The 15,696-nt window shown below is 69.7% G+C and carries 16 protein-coding genes; 3 read left to right on the top strand and 13 right to left on the bottom strand.

Features of this window, described 5'->3' with window-relative positions:
- Nucleotides 1-3: 3 nt before the first annotated feature.
- Genes trmD through rpsP form a run of 4 tightly spaced genes read right to left on the bottom strand, consistent with a single transcriptional unit; the run spans nucleotide 4 to nucleotide 1,988 of the window.
- Nucleotides 4-699, bottom strand: a complete 696-nt coding sequence (gene trmD / locus ACWDUM_RS13905) for a tRNA (guanosine(37)-N1)-methyltransferase TrmD (RefSeq protein WP_450134414.1) — start codon at nucleotides 697-699, stop codon at nucleotides 4-6.
- A gap of 2 nt (nucleotides 700-701) precedes the next feature.
- The gene (rimM, locus tag ACWDUM_RS13900; RefSeq protein WP_450134413.1) at nucleotides 702-1,277 is read right to left on the bottom strand and encodes a ribosome maturation factor RimM; all 576 of its coding nucleotides are present in this window, start codon (nucleotides 1,275-1,277) and stop codon (nucleotides 702-704) included.
- 4 nt (nucleotides 1,278-1,281) lie between these two features.
- A complete protein-coding gene (locus ACWDUM_RS13895; RefSeq protein WP_450116893.1) occupies nucleotides 1,282-1,524 on the bottom strand; it encodes an RNA-binding protein in 243 nt (80 codons plus the stop codon).
- Entirely contained in the window at nucleotides 1,521-1,988 is a 468-nt protein-coding gene (gene rpsP, locus ACWDUM_RS13890; protein WP_450116894.1) for a 30S ribosomal protein S16, read from the bottom strand. The genes ACWDUM_RS13895 and rpsP overlap by 4 nt, the downstream gene beginning before the upstream one ends.
- 284 nt (nucleotides 1,989-2,272) lie before the next feature.
- Between rpsP and ACWDUM_RS13885 the strand changes: the two genes are divergently transcribed.
- Both ACWDUM_RS13885 and ACWDUM_RS13880 read left to right on the top strand, forming a co-directional pair.
- Nucleotides 2,273-2,929 (top strand): DUF5336 domain-containing protein, encoded by a 657-nt coding sequence (locus tag ACWDUM_RS13885; protein WP_450134412.1) that lies wholly within the window; start codon nucleotides 2,273-2,275, stop codon nucleotides 2,927-2,929.
- Nucleotides 2,926-3,720 (top strand): NADase-type glycan-binding domain-containing protein, encoded by a 795-nt coding sequence (locus ACWDUM_RS13880; RefSeq protein ID WP_450134411.1) that lies wholly within the window; start codon nucleotides 2,926-2,928, stop codon nucleotides 3,718-3,720. Before ACWDUM_RS13885 ends, ACWDUM_RS13880 begins: the two co-directional genes overlap by 4 nt.
- Nucleotides 3,721-3,732: 12 nt before the next feature.
- Here ACWDUM_RS13880 and ACWDUM_RS13875 read toward each other — a convergent pair whose 3' ends face one another.
- Both ACWDUM_RS13875 and ACWDUM_RS13870 read right to left on the bottom strand, forming a co-directional pair.
- Nucleotides 3,733-4,563: a mycofactocin-coupled SDR family oxidoreductase gene (locus tag ACWDUM_RS13875; protein ID WP_450116897.1), complete on the bottom strand. Its 831-nt coding sequence runs from the start codon at nucleotides 4,561-4,563 to the stop codon at nucleotides 3,733-3,735.
- A gap of 52 nt (nucleotides 4,564-4,615) precedes the next feature.
- Nucleotides 4,616-5,383, bottom strand: coding sequence for a carboxymuconolactone decarboxylase family protein (locus ACWDUM_RS13870; RefSeq protein WP_450134410.1), 768 nt, complete (start codon nucleotides 5,381-5,383; stop codon nucleotides 4,616-4,618).
- Between the two features lie 116 nt (nucleotides 5,384-5,499).
- On the opposite strand from ACWDUM_RS13870, the gene ACWDUM_RS13865 reads away from it, so the two are divergent.
- Nucleotides 5,500-6,174 carry a TetR/AcrR family transcriptional regulator gene (locus tag ACWDUM_RS13865; protein WP_450134409.1) on the top strand — a complete coding sequence of 225 codons (675 nt, stop codon included), beginning with the start codon at nucleotides 5,500-5,502 and terminating at the stop codon, nucleotides 6,172-6,174.
- A 77-nt stretch (nucleotides 6,175-6,251) separates the two neighbouring features.
- Here the strand turns inward: ACWDUM_RS13865 and ACWDUM_RS13860 are convergent, their stop codons facing one another.
- From ACWDUM_RS13860 to ACWDUM_RS13830, 7 genes are all read right to left on the bottom strand, one after another.
- The gene (locus tag ACWDUM_RS13860; RefSeq protein WP_450134408.1) at nucleotides 6,252-7,346 is read right to left on the bottom strand and encodes an amidohydrolase family protein; all 1,095 of its coding nucleotides are present in this window, start codon (nucleotides 7,344-7,346) and stop codon (nucleotides 6,252-6,254) included.
- A 3-nt stretch (nucleotides 7,347-7,349) separates the two neighbouring features.
- The gene (gene ffh / locus ACWDUM_RS13855; protein WP_450116901.1) at nucleotides 7,350-8,924 is read right to left on the bottom strand and encodes a signal recognition particle protein; all 1,575 of its coding nucleotides are present in this window, start codon (nucleotides 8,922-8,924) and stop codon (nucleotides 7,350-7,352) included.
- Between the two features lie 66 nt (nucleotides 8,925-8,990).
- Entirely contained in the window at nucleotides 8,991-11,531 is a 2,541-nt protein-coding gene (locus tag ACWDUM_RS13850; protein WP_450134407.1) for a [protein-PII] uridylyltransferase, read from the bottom strand.
- On the bottom strand, nucleotides 11,521-11,859 hold the full coding sequence (locus tag ACWDUM_RS13845) for a P-II family nitrogen regulator (protein ID WP_450116903.1): 339 nt from the start codon (nucleotides 11,857-11,859) through the stop codon (nucleotides 11,521-11,523). The genes ACWDUM_RS13850 and ACWDUM_RS13845 overlap by 11 nt, the downstream gene beginning before the upstream one ends.
- 5 nt (nucleotides 11,860-11,864) lie before the next feature.
- Complete coding sequence (locus ACWDUM_RS13840; protein WP_450116904.1) at nucleotides 11,865-13,238, bottom strand: ammonium transporter; 1,374 nt, start codon at nucleotides 13,236-13,238, stop codon at nucleotides 11,865-11,867.
- A 184-nt stretch (nucleotides 13,239-13,422) separates the two neighbouring features.
- The gene (ftsY, locus tag ACWDUM_RS13835) at nucleotides 13,423-14,928 is read right to left on the bottom strand and encodes a signal recognition particle-docking protein FtsY (protein ID WP_450134406.1); all 1,506 of its coding nucleotides are present in this window, start codon (nucleotides 14,926-14,928) and stop codon (nucleotides 13,423-13,425) included.
- Between the two features lie 64 nt (nucleotides 14,929-14,992).
- Nucleotides 14,993-15,640, bottom strand: a complete 648-nt coding sequence (locus ACWDUM_RS13830) for a TetR/AcrR family transcriptional regulator (protein WP_450134405.1) — start codon at nucleotides 15,638-15,640, stop codon at nucleotides 14,993-14,995.
- Nucleotides 15,641-15,696 lie beyond the last annotated feature (56 nt).

Genomic DNA, 15,696 nt, shown 5'->3' with positions numbered 1-15,696 from the left:
GGTCTACCGGCCGGCGCCGTGATCCGGCAGCAGGTCCGGCCGCCGCTCCGCGGTCCGGCGCAGCGACTGCTCCCGGCGCCACTGCTCGACCTTCGCGTGGTTGCCCGACAGCAGCACCTCGGGGACGTCGAGTCCGCGCCAGCTGACCGGCCGGGTGTAGCTGGGTCCCTCGAGGAGCCCGTCGGAGAACGAATCCTCTTCGTGCGACTGCTGATTGCCGAGCACGCCGGGCATCAGCCGCACCACGGCCTCCGCCATGACGAGCACCGCGGCCTCGCCTCCGATGAGCACGTAGTCGCCGATGCTCACCTCCTCGACACGCACGCGGCGGGCGGCGTCGTCGAAGACGCGCTGGTCGATGCCCTCGTACCGGCCGCAGGCGAAGACGAGATGCTTCTCCCGAGACCAGCGTTGGGCGGTCGCTTGGGTGAACGGCACCCCGGCCGGGGTGGGGACCACAAGCAGGGCGTCGTCGGGGCAGACCGCATCGAGCGCGTCGCCCCAGATGGTGGGCTTCATGACCATGCCGGGCCCGCCGCCGTACGGCGAGTCGTCGACGGCCTTGTGCACGTCGTGCGTCCAGTCGCGCAGGTTGTGCACGCCGACGGACACCAGACCCTTGTCGATGGCCTTGCCCAGCAACGCCGTTCGCAGCGGTTCGAGGTACTCGGGGAAAATCGTGATGACGTCGAGGCGCACGGCTACTCCGGGTCCAGCAATCCTTCGGGCGGGTCGATCTCGACGTAGCCGTCGGCGACAGCGACGATCGGGACGATCGCGGTGACGAACGGGATCAGGATTTCGCCCGCCGACGGTGCCGGGGACGCGGGGGCGGTCGACGGTGCCGACGAATCCGGCACGGCGCCGGCCGGCCGCACGGACAGCAGCTCCCCTGCCGCCGAGTGCAGCACCTCGACCACGGTGCCGACAACGGTCCCGTCGCCCAGCCGGACCTCGAGACCCTCGAGTTCGTGGTCGTAGAACGAGTCCGGGTCCTCGGACGGCGGCAGCTCCGTGGTGTCGACGACGAACAGCGTTCCACGCAGCGCGTCGGCCGCGGTGCGGTCGTCGACGCCCTTCAGACGCAGCAGAAGCCGCCCGGAGTGTTCCCGGGCGGCTTCCACCGTGTAATCGGTCAGCTTCCGATCACGGGGCTTACGGCCGTGCAGGACCGCACCGACGGCGAAGCGCAGCTCCGGCTCGTCGGTGCGGATCTCGACGGCGAGTTCGCCCCTGATGCCGTGTGACTTGGCGACACGGCCGACAACGAGTTCCACCGATCTACTGATCGGTGTCGATCACGTCGACGCGGATCCCCTTGCCACCGATGCCGGTGACGAGGGTCCGCAGTGCGGTGGCGGTGCGGCCACCACGGCCGATCACCTTGCCGAGGTCGTCGGGGTTGACGTGGACCTCGACGGTGCGCCCACGACGCCCGGTGATCAGTTCGACCCGGACGTCGTCGGGATTGGCGACGATGCCGCGAACGAGATGTTCGACGGCGTCGGCGACAACGGCACTCACTTGTCAGCAGCCTCGGAATCCGCGGCGGCCTCGGCCTCGGCGGGCGCCTCGGCAGCAGCCTCGTCCGCGTCCTTCTTGGCGGCCTTCTTCTTCGGGGTGATGGCCTCGGCGACCGGCTCGTTCTCGGCCTGCGCGAGCGCGGCCTGGAACAGCTCGAGCTTGGAGGGCTTGGCCTCCTTGGTCTTGAGGGTGCCCTCGGTGCCCGGCAGGCCCTTGAACTTCTGCCAGTCACCGGTGATCTTGAGCAGGTTCTCGACCGGCTCGGTGGGCTGGGCGCCGACGCCGAGCCAGTACTGCGCGCGCTCCGAGTCGATCTCGATCAGCGACGGCTCTTCCTTCGGGTGGTACTTGCCGATGGTCTCGATCGCACGGCCGTTGCGGCGGGTGCGAGAGTCCGCGACGATGATGCGGTACTGCGGGTTGCGGATCTTGCCGAGCCGCGTGAGCTTGATCTTGACAGCCATGGTGGAGCCTTTCGAATGGTCACGGCGCAATTCAGCGATGCGCAAGGCGTGCGCACCCGGTTTTGCGTTTGAGGGGGTGTCGTGACCGCCGCGCGGTACGTAACCGGAGACGGGCGAACAGCGGTCCATTCTGCCAGACGGGGACGCCGACGGGCGAATCGCCCGTTCCGCCGCCCCGCGACTCGCCAACACCGGTGATACCGCTCTCCTCGGCGGGGTCGCTGCCTAGACTCCGGTCAGCCGCGCGTTGCGGGTTCGTTCGACGTCTCGAAGGGGGTTCGACGTTGTCGTCCACGCCGCCCACGCCCACCCCGCCGGAGCCGGTCACGACTCCTCCGGCGAACCCGTACCCCAGTTTCGCCGACGGCCCTCCGGTTCCCGAGCGAGGGCGTGCCACCGCCCTGGCGTGGCTGGTGCTGCTGCTCGGCCTGGCCGCGTTGCTGACCGGGCTCGGTCCGCTGCTTCGGGTGCAGACCGACTCGGGCGAGCTGACGGCGAGTGCCTTCGTCGTGCCACAGGGCCTGCTGGTCGTCGCCTGCCTGCTGTTCTCCGGGCTGGTCGCCGGACTGTCGACGCTGCCCCGCCTGAAGCAGGTTCGCGGCGCCACCCCGGTCCTGCACGCCCTCGCCACGGCCGCCGCCACGGTCGGTGCCCTGCTCGCCGCGTTCGCGCTGATCGTGATCGTCGGCGTCGCCCGACCCACCGATCTGATCTCCGGTCTCACCCGCGACACCGAACTCGTCGTCGGGCTGGGCTGGGCCGGGATCGCGATCCTCGCGCTGGCGGTGGCGCAGGCGATCACCGCGTTCGTCGCGCTCGCCTACGACGTCGGGCTGGTGCAGACCCGCCGCACGATGCTCCTGGCGCCGGGCCCCCTCCCCACACCGGCGTCCGAGTCCACCGACCATGCGCCCACACCCACGAAAGCCGACACCGTATGAGCGAGAGCGCACCCGCACCGCAGCCGCCGAATCCGCTCCCGCCCGAACCGCCCCGCCCACCGCTGTCGGTACGCGGATGGCTGGCCGTCGCGGCCGCGGCGGCCGCCGTCCTCGCGCTGCTCGCCGGAGGCGGCTATCTCCTCAACCGGACCCTCGGCGACGACGAGACGACGGTTACGGGCAGCGCGGCGCCGGCTGCCGACGACAACGGCGATCTCGGTGGCGGCGACTTCGCCACCGGGGGCGACTTCGACTTCGGCGCGGACACCGACACCATCGCCGTCGCTCCGACGGCGGTCCTGCCCACCTGCACTCCCCTGCCGCCTGCCGTGGACTCGGCGGGTCGCTCGCACGCCTACGAGGCCCCCAACGCGATCGACGGCGACGTCACCACCGCCTGGCGGTGCAAGGGCACACAGGGGCAGACCCTCGCGATCAGCTTCCCGTGCTCGGTCCACCTGGCGACCGTCGGAATCGACCCGGGCCACGACAAGACCGATCCCGACGGCTCCGACCGGTTCGCCCAGAACCGCAAGGTCACCCGGGTGAAGTGGACGTTCGACGACGGCACCAGCGTCGAACAGCAGGTCGAGCCGCGCCGCGGCATCCAGACGATGCCCGTCGACACCACCGCCCGTACCGCGACACTGACCGTGCTGGCCACCGTCGACGGTCAGCCGGTCACCAACCGGGCAGGCGAGCGGTCCGCCCCGTTCAACGACGTCACGTCCATCAGCGAGATCCGCTTCACCGCCCGCGCCGGCGACGGCGGGGACGGCTGCGTCCGCTAGCGCGCGGGCCGGTCACCGGATCATGAATCCGGCGTCGAGCGGCCACTGGATGCCGGTGATGAACCTCGCCTCGTCGGACACCAGGTACGCGACGGCGTTGGCCACGTCCTCGGCCTCGATCATCTGCAGCGGCAGCGCGTTCTGCATGCCGGAGATCGAGTTCGCTCCGCCGGCCGCGGCCTCCTCCATCAGGGCGGCCATCGCGGCGTTCATCGTCATGCCGCTGGCCACCCCGGTCGGGTGAATGGTGTTGACCCGGATCCATTCCGGGGCCAGTTCGGCGGCCAGACCCTGCATCAATGCGACCACACCGCGTTTGGCTGCGGCGTAGGCGTTCCCGCTCGCGTTCAACGACGCGGACGCCTTGAGCCCGGCGGTGGAACTGGTGATGACGATCGAGCCACCGCGCCCACCGGCGCGCAGGGCGGGCAGCGCGGCGCGGACGGTGTGGTAGACGCCGGTGAGGTTGGTGTCGATCACGTCGTTCCAGTCGGCCAGGAAGTCCTCCGACTCGGGGCCCATCCGAATGATGCCCGCGTTGGCGATGACGATGTCGACGCGGCCGAACTGCTCGTGACCCACATCGAAGGCGTTCTGGAGTTGTTCGTAGTCACGGACGTCCGCCTTGAGTCCGGCCATCGTGCGGCCTTCCTTCTCGACCAGGCGAACGGTCTCCTCGAGATCGGCCTCGCTCGAGTTCGGGTAGGTCATCGACGCCACGTTCTCGCAGATGTCGATCCCGATGATGTCGGCACCTTCCCGTGCGAGTCGCACCGCGTGGGCTCGACCCTGCCCCCTACCTGCTCCGGTGATGAATGCGACGCGTCCTTCGAGTCCGGGCATTGCTCTGTGACTCCTTCTCGGCACCTGTGCCGTTTCGAGTTGGATCGGCTGGCTATCGGTTGTGACTCGTGACGCCCCGGGATGTCGGCGCGCCTCGGCGGCTGATTCGGTCCCATGCCTCGTTCGCGGTGCTGTGCAGGGCCTGCCCCTTGGCGAAACCGGAGTAGGCCGCGAATTGCAGGACCACCTCGTCCATTTCCGGTTTCGTGATGTCGCCGGACTCCAACGCCGAACCCACGTGGGACTGCAGCGGCGTGATCGCGTCGTTCACCGCAACCGACGCGACGGTGATGAAGCGGCGGTCGCGGCGGGTCAGGCCCGGACGCTGCCAGACGTGACCGAAGACGAAGTTGAGGATTCCGGCGTGGATGTAAGGGGTGTCGGGTGTCGGCGCGTCGATCAGGTTGACGTCGACGAACTCCTCGATGCCGCGCTCGATGCGCTCGTCCCAGTTGGCCTGCCCCAGTGTGCTGTTCTCCATGGGCCGCGAGGGCGAGCGTTCGAGGCCGCGGTCCTGCTGGATGCGTGCCCATTGCCTGCGCACGACACCCTCCAGGTGGGATGCCTTGGGCCAGCCGTTGTACACGGCGAAGTGCAGTACGAACTCCAGCAGCTCGTCCACGGTCATGTCGCCGCTGTTGAGGGCCGCGTACACGTGATCGTCGATCGGCCGTGGCGCGTCCGCCGCCCCGACACAGGTCAGCGTCACCCATCGGCGGTTGCGACGGCTCAGGCCCGGGCGTGACCAGATCTGCCCGAAGACGAAACGCCGGTTGAACTCGTCGAACGGGGTGTCCGACGGTTCGGGCTCAACGGTCATCACACCCCGAAGCTCCTCGGCGACTTGACTTTTCATTCGGGACACCCACTCTCAATTCGTGTGCATTAAGATTAAGTCCTAAGACTTAGGTTGTCCAGAGTGGTTTCATGTGGGTTATGTCCAAGCCGGAACCGGTCGCGCCGTCGGCCAAACAGCAGCTGGTGCTCACTGCCGAACGCCTCTTCGCGATCCACGGACTGGACGGCGTGCCACTGCGGCGTATCGGCACGGAAGCGGGCATGGCGAACAAATCGGCCGTGCAGTACCACTTCGGCACCAAGGAAGGGCTGATCGAAGCCATCCTGTTCAACCGCGTGGACGACCTCACCAGACGGCGCGCACTTCTCGAAGCCCGTGTGCAGGTGGGCGACCTCCGCGGCACCGTGGAAGCCCATCAGCTGCCACTGATCGAACTCGGCGAGGACGAGAACTGCTACTACCTGCCGTTCCTCGAGAAGTTGACGCAGCACGAACACCCACTCGAGAATCTCCCCGCGAGCCACCGCGGGTCCGAAGTCGCGTACTACGACCGCCTCCGCACGATGCTGGACTTCGTCCCACAACCGCTGCGGGACATCCGAATCAACCAAGTCTCGTCGGTGTGCCTGCACGTGTGCGCCGACCGGCACCGGCGCCGAACCCTGGGACTGCCCATCGCGCCCTATGCGCTGCACGTGAGTCAACTGCTCGACGGCCTGGTGGCCATCCTCGCCACCCCGCCGTCCGACGAGACGCTCGCAGCACTCGAAGGCGTCCCCTCCGATCAACCCCCGCTACGACTGCTGCCCTGAGGCACACGGCAGCCGACACCGGTCCCACCGGAAAACCGGCCCCGCTACGCGAACCGGCCCTGTCGAAGCCGCGTTCGCTACGCGAACCGGCCGCGCCGGGTGACGACCTTCCCGCGCAGCACCACCACGTCCGGCTGCGACAGCACGCCGGGGCCGGTACGCGGATCCTGTTCGTACACAACGAGGTCCGCGGGTGCGCCGGGGTCGAGGCCGGGGTGCCCGAGCCAGGGACGGGCATCCCAGCAGGCGGCGCCGAGGGCCTTGGTCGGCCCCAACCCGACGGCGGACAGTGCCGCGACCTCGTCGGCGATCCGGCCGTGCCGGATGGACCCACCCGCGTCGGTGCCCGCGTAGATCGGGATCCCGGCGTCGTGCGCGGCGCCGATCGTCTCCCCCACCCGCGCGTGCAGGTCGCGCATGTGCACGGCGTACACCGGGAACCGGTCCGCCGAGTCCGCGATCTCCGGGAAGGTCGCGATGTTGACCAGCGTCGGCACCAGCGCGGTGCCGTGCTCGACCATCATCTCGATCGTCGCATCCGTCAGCCCGGTGCCGTGCTCGATGCAGTCGATGCCGGCGCCGATCAGTCCGGGCAGCGCGTCCTCACCGAAGACGTGCGCGGTCACCCGGGCACCGACCCGGTGCGCGGCCGCGATCGCCTCCTTGAGCACCGCGTCGCTCCACAGCGGCCGCAGGTCCCCGACCTCGCGGTCGATCCAGTCGCCGACGAGCTTGACCCAGCCGTCTCCGCGCAACGCCTGCTCGGTCACCGCGCCGGGCAGCTGCGCCTCGTCCTCGAGGTCGATCGGCAGCCCACGGATGTACCGCTTGGGGCGCGCGATGTGCCTGCCCGCCCGGATGATCCGGGGCAGGTCGTCCCGGCCGTCGACGATGCGGGTGTCCACCGGGGACCCCGCGTCACGTAGCAGCAGGACGCCGCAGTCGCGCTCGGTCTCGGCCTGCGCGAGCAGCCCGCTCTCGTCCTCGTGGCCGCCGCCGTACCGGATCCCGACGTGGCAGTGCGCATCGACGAGCCCCGGCAGAATCCACCCGGTCTCGGTCAGCGTCCGTGCACCCGGGATCGGGTCGGTGGAGATCAGGCCGTCGTCGTCGACCCACAGCTCGACACCCTGTTCGTCGGGCAGGCCGCGGCCGGCCAGCCGGAGCGCCACCGGCTACTTCTTCGGCAGCTTGAGCTGGGACAGGTCGAGGCCCTCGAGGCCGGGCGGCAGCTCGTCGAGGCCCTTCGGCATCTTCGACAGGTCCATCCCGGCGGGCAGGCCGGGGAAGCCACCGGGGAATCCGCCCGGCATGCCCGGGAATCCTCCGCGGATCTTCGGCGGCGTGGGGCCCTTGCCGCCCTTCTTGCCCTTCTTGCCCTTCTTGGAGCGCTGGGTGCGGGCACCCGGCATCCCCATCCGGCCGGCCATCGCCGTCATCATCTTGCGGGCCTCGAAGAACCGGTCGACCAACTGGTTGACGTCGGAAACCTTGACACCCGAGCCGTTCGCGATCCGCAGCCGGCGGGACGCGTTGATGATCTTCGGGTTGGCGCGCTCGGCCGGGGTCATGCCGCGGATGATCGCCTGGATTCGGTCGAGCTGCTTGTCGTCGACCTGGGCGAGGGCGTCCTTCATCTGCCCGGCACCGGGCAGCATGCCGAGCAGGTTGCCGATCGGGCCCATCTTGCGGACGGCCATCATCTGCTCGAGGAAGTCCTCGAGGGTGAGTTCGCCGGAGCCGATCTTCTGTGCGGCAGCCTCGGCCTGCTTGGCGTCGAAGACCTGCTCGGCCTGCTCGATCAGCGTGAGCACGTCGCCCATGCCGAGGATCCGGCTCGACATCCGGTCCGGGTGGAAGACGTCGAAGTCCTCGAGCTTCTCGCCGGTGGACGCGAACATGATCGGCTTGCCGGTGATCTCGCGGACGCTCAGCGCGGCGCCACCGCGGGCGTCACCGTCGAGCTTGGTCAGGACGACGCCGGTGAACCCGACGCCGGACTGGAACGCCTCGGCGGTGTGCACGGCGTCCTGACCGGTCATCGCGTCGAGGACGAACAGGACCTCGTCGGGCTGCACTGCGTCGCGGATGCCTGCGGCCTGCGCCATCAGCTCCTCGTCGATGCCGAGGCGACCGGCGGTGTCGACGATGACCACGTCGAAGTGCTTGGCGCGGGCCTCCTCGACGCCGCGGCGCGCCACGTCGACCGGGTCGGCCGCGGACTGGCCGAGCTCGTTCTCCCCGCCGCCGATCGAGGTGCCGGGGTGCGGTGCGAACACCGCGGCCCCGGCCCGCTCACCGACGATCTGAAGCTGGTTGACCGCACCCGGACGCTGCAGGTCACACGCCACCAGCAGCGGAGTGTGGCCCTGCCCGGTCAGCCACGACGCGAGCTTGCCCGCGAGGGTGGTCTTACCGGAACCCTGCAGACCGGCGAGCATGATCACCGTGGGAGGGGTCTTTGCGAACTGCAGCCGGCGCGTCTCACCACCGAGGATCCCGACCAGTTCCTCGTTGACGATCTTGACGACCTGCTGGGCCGGGTTCAGCGCACCGGAGACCTCGGCGCCCTTCGCGCGCTCCTTGATCCTGGCGATGAAGGACCGGACGACCGGCAACGCGACATCGGCCTCGAGCAGGGCGAGCCTGATCTCCCTGCACGTTGCGTCGATGTCGGCGCCGGACAGCCGGCCCTTGCCGCGCAGGTCCTTGAGGGCACCTGTCAACCTGTCGGAAAGGGATTCGAACACCGATCGAGCTCCTGGCTGTGAGACGGGGCGGTCTGGACTGGCTGTCCGCGGACACTTCCGTCCAGACTAGCCGCTGCCGGCCATGCTCCCCTCCTCCCCGTCCTTCTTGGCCGGGGCCGGTGCGGGCACCACCGCCAGGATCGCGGTCTCCAGATCCTCCCGGGTCACCCGGGAGTCACCCTCGCCGAGGTGCAGGCAGAACGCGTCCACGACCGCGTTGCCCAGGGTGGCGACCTTCGCCCACCGCACGTCCGCGCCGTGCTGTTCGAGGGTGGCAGCCAGCCTGCACAGCAGGCCCAGCCGGTCCTCGGTGCGCAGCTCGACGATCACCTGACCGTCGACGGCCGTCTCGAACCAGATGATCCGCGGCGGCGCCTGCGCGTACTGCACCGGCACGCCCGCGACGCCGAGCTCGAGCGCCTGCTCCTCGTTGGCGACCCGTTCCTTCTCCGCCAGCATCGCCACCAGGTCCAGCTCCCCGGCGGTGGCACGGATCAACTCCTGCCGCAGCAGCCCCGCCTGCGGCGGGGCCCCGAACCGGGGCGAGACGGTGAAAGAGTTGACCGCCGATCCCTGATGACTGCCGACCGAGGCCGACAGCACCCGCAGCGAGTGCAGGGCCAGCACCCCGGCGGCATCGGACAGCAGCCCGGGCACGTCCGGCGCGATCACCGTCACCGTGTACGTGTGCGGGCCCTCGGCGGGCGCCAGCATCACGTGCACGCCCCCGGTCTCGGCCAGCGCCGCGTGCTCGGGGTCGACCGGGTCCGGCTCCGGCAACGTCTCACCGGCCATCACCAGCCGGCAGCGCCGCACCAGTTCACCGATCAGCGACGCTTTCCAGTCCCCCCACACGCCGGGTCCGGTCGCCAGCGAATCCGCCTCGGCGAGCGTGTACAGCAGCTCGAGCAGCACCGAGTCGTGTCCGAGCGCGTCCGCGACCATCTGCACGGTCGCGGGGTCGTCGAGGTCGCGTCGGGTCGCCGTGTCCGGCAGCAGCAGGTGGTGCCGGACCATCGCGCTGAGCAGCGCGACATCGGACGGCCACAGCCCGAGCCGGTTGCCGATCTGGTTGGCCAGCTCGGCACCGACCACGCTGTGGTCGCCGCCGCGCCCCTTCCCGATGTCGTGCAGGAGCGCCCCCAGAAGCAGCAGGTCGGGACGGGTGACGCGGGTGGTGAAGGACCCGACCTGCACCGCGGTCTCGACCAGGTGCCGGTCGACGGTCCAGGTGTGCACCGCGTCCCGCGGCGGCAGGTCCCGCACCGCGCCCCACTCGGGCAGCAGCCGCCCCCACAGGCCGGTGCGGTCCAGGGCCTCGATGACCGCGGCCATCCGCGGACCCGAACCCAACAGCACCAGGAGGTCGCCCAGCGCCTCCTTCGGCCAGGGTTCCCGTAGCTCCGGGGCGCTGTCGGAGAGCCGCCCCAGGGTGGACGACGAGATCGGCATGCCGGTCTGGGCGGCCGCCGCGGCGACCCGCATGATCAGCCCCGGGTCCTTGTTCGGTTTCGCGTCGCGGGCGAGCACCACCTCCCCCGCGTGCTGCACGACGCCCTCGTCGAGGGGCCGGCGCACCGGCACTCGCCGCAGTCGGGCCAGTCCCCGCCGAGGCAGACCGTTGGCCGCGGTGCGCAGTCCGACGTCCACCGAGTAGCCGATGGTGCGGGCAGAGTCGCTCAGGGTCCGAGCCAGATCGAACCGGTCGCCGATCCGCAGCGCGGCGCCGATCTCGTCGGCGTCCTGTGCCCGCACCTGGTCCCGGCCCCGGCCCGCGACCCGGTGCAGTTCGGTTCGGACGTCGAGCAGTCGGTCGTGCGCGGCGTCCAGACCGCCGCCGGGGGCGTCCGGACCGAGGCTCGTCGCGGCGTCGGTCAATTGCGCGATCGCCAACGCGTCGAGCAGCTGGACGTCCCGGAGGCCGCCGCGACCGTTCTTGACGTCCGGTTCGGCGCGGTGCGCGATCTCGCCGCTGCGCGACCACCTTGCCTGCGTCATCTCCACCAGCTCGTCGAAGCGCGACCGGATTCCGGTCCGCCACTGCCGCCGCACCCCACCGATCAGCAGGTTGGTCAGTTCCGCGTCACCGGCGATGTGACGGGCCTCGAGCAGGCCCATCGCCGCGGTCAGGTCCGTGGACGCCACCTGCAGCGCCTGCGGCACCGTCCGCACACTGTGGTCGAGCTTGATGTTCGCGTCCCACAGCGGATACCAGAGGCAGTCCGCCACCTGGGACACGATGTCGGCATCCATGTCGTCGTGCAGCAGCACCAGGTCGAGATCCGAGTACGGCAGCAACTCCCGCCGTCCCAGTCCCCCGACCGCGACGATCGCGAACCCGCTGTCCGGAGTGATGCCGAGTTCCGTCCCCTTGGTCGTCAACCAGAACTCGTGCAGTTCGACCATGGCCTGACGCAACGTCGCCGCGTCGAGCCGGCGCGACCGGGGCCCTCGGTCCAGCAGCTGTTTCCGGGCCCGGGCCAGGTCGTCGGCGGCGACGATGTGCGCATGTGCTTCGTGGGCCGCAGACGCGGGTGGCCCCGACCCCGCCGACAGTGCGACGGGATCGGGGCCACCGAAAGCGGACCCAGTCGGGTCAGATTGCATCCGCACCCCGTTCGCCGGTCCGAACCCGGACGACGGAATCCACGGGGCTCACCCAGACCTTGCCGTCACCGATCTTGCCGGTGCGTGCGGCCTCGACGATCACCTCGACGACCTTGTCGACTGCACCGTCGTCGACGACGACCTCGACGCGGACCTTCGGGACGAAGTCCACCGAGTACTCCGCTCCGCGGTACACCTCGGTGTGGCCCTTCTGGCGGCCGTAGCCCTGGACCTCGCTGACGGTCATGCCCAGCACGCCTGCCTGCTCGAGCCCGGTCTTGACGTCCTCGAGAGTGAACGGCTTGACGATTGCGGTGATGAGCTTCATTGTTTTCATGCCTCCCTGACGGACGTGCGCACCGGTGCCGAGATTGCCGAACCTGCTGAGACTCCACCAAGAGCGACGAAGTCGTACGCATTTTCGGCGTGCTCAGTATCGTCCAGGCCACGGGCCTCGGCCTCGTCACTCGCCCGGAGACCGATCGTGTACTTCACGATGAGCGCGACGATGGTCGTGGCGACCAGCGAGTACAGCAGGACCGCGCCCGCACCGACCGCCTGACGCCACAGCTGGTCGAAGCCACCACCGTAGAACAGGCCGTCGACCGCGGCCGGGGCCTCCGCCGTGGCGACGAAACCGACCATCAGGGTGCCGACGATGCCGCCGACCAGGTGCACACCGACGACATCGAGCGAGTCGTCGAAGCCGAAGCGGTACTTCAGTCCGACGGCGAGGGCACACAGCACGCCGGCGACGACACCGATGGCGAGGGCACCGAGCACGTTGACCGAGGAGCAGGACGGGGTGATCGCGACGAGGCCGGCGACGATGCCCGACGCGCCACCGAGGGTGGTCGCGTGGCCGTCACGGATCCGCTCGACGAGCAGCCAGGCCAGCATCGCGGCGGCGGTCGCGACGAGCGTGGTGACGAAGGCGGCACCGGCGATCCCGTTCGAGCCCACCGCGGACCCGGCGTTGAAACCGAACCAGCCGAACCACAGCAGGGCGGCACCGAGCATGACGAACGGCAGGTTGTGGGGACGGAACGGGGTGGTCGGCCATCCGCGGCGCTTGCCGAGGACCAGCGCCAGGACCAGGCCGGCGATACCGGCGTTGATGTGCACCGCGGTGCCACCGGCGAAGTCGATCGCCTTGAGCTTGTTCGCGATCCAGCCACCGGTCTCGGCGGTCACACCGTCGAAGGAGAACACCCAGTGTGCGACCGGGAAGTACACGATCGTCGCCCACAGGCCGGCGAACAACAGCCACGGACCGAACCGCAGGCGATCGGCGACGGCGCCGGAGATCAGCGCGACGGTGATGATCGCGAACATCGCCTGGAAGGCGACGAACACCGTCGCGGGAATGGTGCCCACGAGCGGGATCGCGGCGGCGGCGCCGGTCTCGGCATCGGCGAGGTAGGAGCCACCGAACAGACCCTTGAGTCCGAAGAACTGGGTCGGATCGCCGATCAGGCCGCCCTTGTCGTCACCGAAGGCCATCGAGTAGCCGTACAGGGCCCAGAGCACACCGACGACGCCCATCGCGCCGATGCTCATCATGATCATGTTCAGGACGTTCTTCGCGCGAACCATGCCGCCGTAGAAGAACGCGAGACCCGGCGTCATCAACAACACCAGCGCGGCGCTCATCAGCATCCACGCGGTGTCACCGGCGTCCGGCGCTCCGATAGTCGGGAATTCCACCTTGTGCCTCCTCCTTCTGTCGCCCCGCGTGCTCGCGGCTTTTCGACTTAAGGAGAAGACTGCTCACCTGGTGTTTCGGCTGTGACGCTCCGGTGTTTCGAGCAAGTGAACGCATCCCGGAACTCTGTTGCTTTCAGGTTTCGTCGTGAAATCCGCCGAGAACAGAGTCCGGGACGGGCGGCGGTCAGCCGAGGAGCGCGTCGACGAACGCCTCCGGTTCGAACGGTGCGAGGTCGTCGGCGCCCTCACCGAGGCCGACCAGCTTCACCGGGACGCCCAGTTCGTGCTGCACCTGGAAGACGATTCCGCCCTTGGCCGTGCCGTCCAGCTTGGTGAGCACCACACCGGTGATGTCGACGACCTCCGCGAACACCCGGGCCTGGACCAGGCCGTTCTGACCGATTGTGGAGTCGAGGACCAGCAGCACCTCGTCGACCTTGGCCCGCTTCTCGACGACCCGCTTGACCTTGCCGAGCTCGTCCATCAGGCCGGTCTTGGTGTGCAGGCGACCCGCGGTGTCGACAATGACGACGTCGACGCCGGTCTCGATGCCCTTGGTGACCGAGTCGAAGGCGATGGCGGCCGGATCGGCGCCCTCCTTGCCGCGGACCACCTCGGCACCGACCCGCTCCGCCCACGTCTGCAGCTGGTCCGCGGCGGCGGCACGGAAGGTGTCCGCGGCGCCGAGCAGCACCCGGCGTCCGTCTGCGACGAGCACCCGGGCGAGCTTGCCCGTGCTGGTCGTCTTGCCGGTGCCGTTGACGCCGACCACCAGAAGCACGCCGGGCGTGGCGTCGTGCGGCAGCGCCCGGATGGAGCGGTCCATCTCCGGGTGCAGCGCGTCGACGAGAACCTTGCGCAGCATCGCCCGGGCCTGAGCCTCCGTCTTGACCGTGCCGGACGCGATCTCCGCGCGCAGCTTGCCGACGACCTCCTCGGTGACCGCACTGCCCAGGTCCGCGATGATCAGCGTGTCCTCGATCTCCTCCCAGGAGTCCTCGTCGAGGTCACCGCCGCCGAGCAGGCCGAGCAGCGACTTGCCGACAGCATTCTGGGAGCGGGACAGCCGGCCGCGCAGACGGCCGAGACGGCCCTCGGTCGGCGCGATCTCCTCGATCGCGGGCGCCGCGGGAGCTTCCGGCGCGGGGGCGGTGATCGTCGGCGCGACCTCGGGCTCGGGCGCGACGACCTCGGGAGCAGCCGGGGCCTCCACCGGCGGCTCGGCAACCTCCGGCTCGGCAACCTTCTCGACTACCTCGGGCTCGGCAACCTTCTCGACTACCTCGGGCTCGGCAACCTCCGGCTCGGCGACCGGCTCCTCGGCAACCTCCGGCTCGGCAACCGACTCCTCGGCAACCTCCGGCTCGGCAACCGGCTCCTCGGCAACCTCCGGCTCGGCCACGGGAGCCTCGGCGGGCTTTTCGACCAGCGGCTTCTCGACGATCTTGGGCTCGACCGGGACCGGCTGCGGCTTCGGGGGCGCAGTTGCCGTGGAGCCCTCGCTGAAACTGAACCCGCCGGCCGACTTGTACCCGCCGGAGCGGTCCTTCGCTTCGCCGAGCGCCTCGGGCTGTTCGGACTTCGGCGTCAGGCTGACCTGCCGCCGGCGGTACAGCACCGTACCGACGACGAGCGCAACGATGAGGACGGCCAGTACGGCCGCGATGGCGATCCAAGCTCCGGTAGTCACCGACCCATACTCTCAGGCCGGGACGGCGGTGGTGAACCGCGGTGAGGCGGGAGAGCGGGAACGGTCAGTCGGCGGTGGGCGCCGAGAGGGCCGGGAACCAGATGTCGGTGAGCACCTCGGCGGCCCGCTCGGCCGAGACGTCGATCGTCCCCTGCATCGCCCAGCGGGTGAAGAACCGCTCCAACTGGGTCGACAGGAGTTCGACCCGCAGGCGCGCCTCGTCACGGCTCGACTCGGGCCATCGCGCCAGGTAGTTCGTCATCGCATTGGGCAGGGCCAGCATTCCGTCCCTCGCGATCGCCGCGAACTCGGGTTCGAGCACCGTCGCCTCGTCCCATGCCCGAAGCATCTCCCGGTACTCCCGGAACCACTCGATGGCCCGGGTGATCCAGCCGGTGAACTCCTCGCGCGATCCGGTGTCGAGGACGCGGTCGAGGTCCTGGTAGATCGCCAGTGTGCTCGGCACCGTGCCCTCTTCGCTGAGTGCGCGCAGGACGTCCACCTTGCCCGGGAAGTGCAGGTAGAAGGTCGCCCTGCTGCAACCCACCTCCGCGGCGATGTCGTCGACGGTGACCGCCGCGTACCCCCGGGCGCCGAAGTGCGACCGCGCGGCGTCGAGCAGTCGCGCTCGGGTTGCCCGCTTCTGCTCGTCGCGCAGGGTTCCCCTTCTCGCCTTCCCTGCACCGGTCGACTTGCTCGCCACGTCCGCCATGGCGCTGACACTACCCCGCACCTACTCAATCGACGTAACGACATTCACAGTGCGTT

It is taken from the genome of Rhodococcus sp. NPDC003322 (assembly GCF_053589555.1).
Note: the sequence above shows the minus strand (reverse complement) of the source record. Positions and strands in the feature narration are given on the sequence as shown.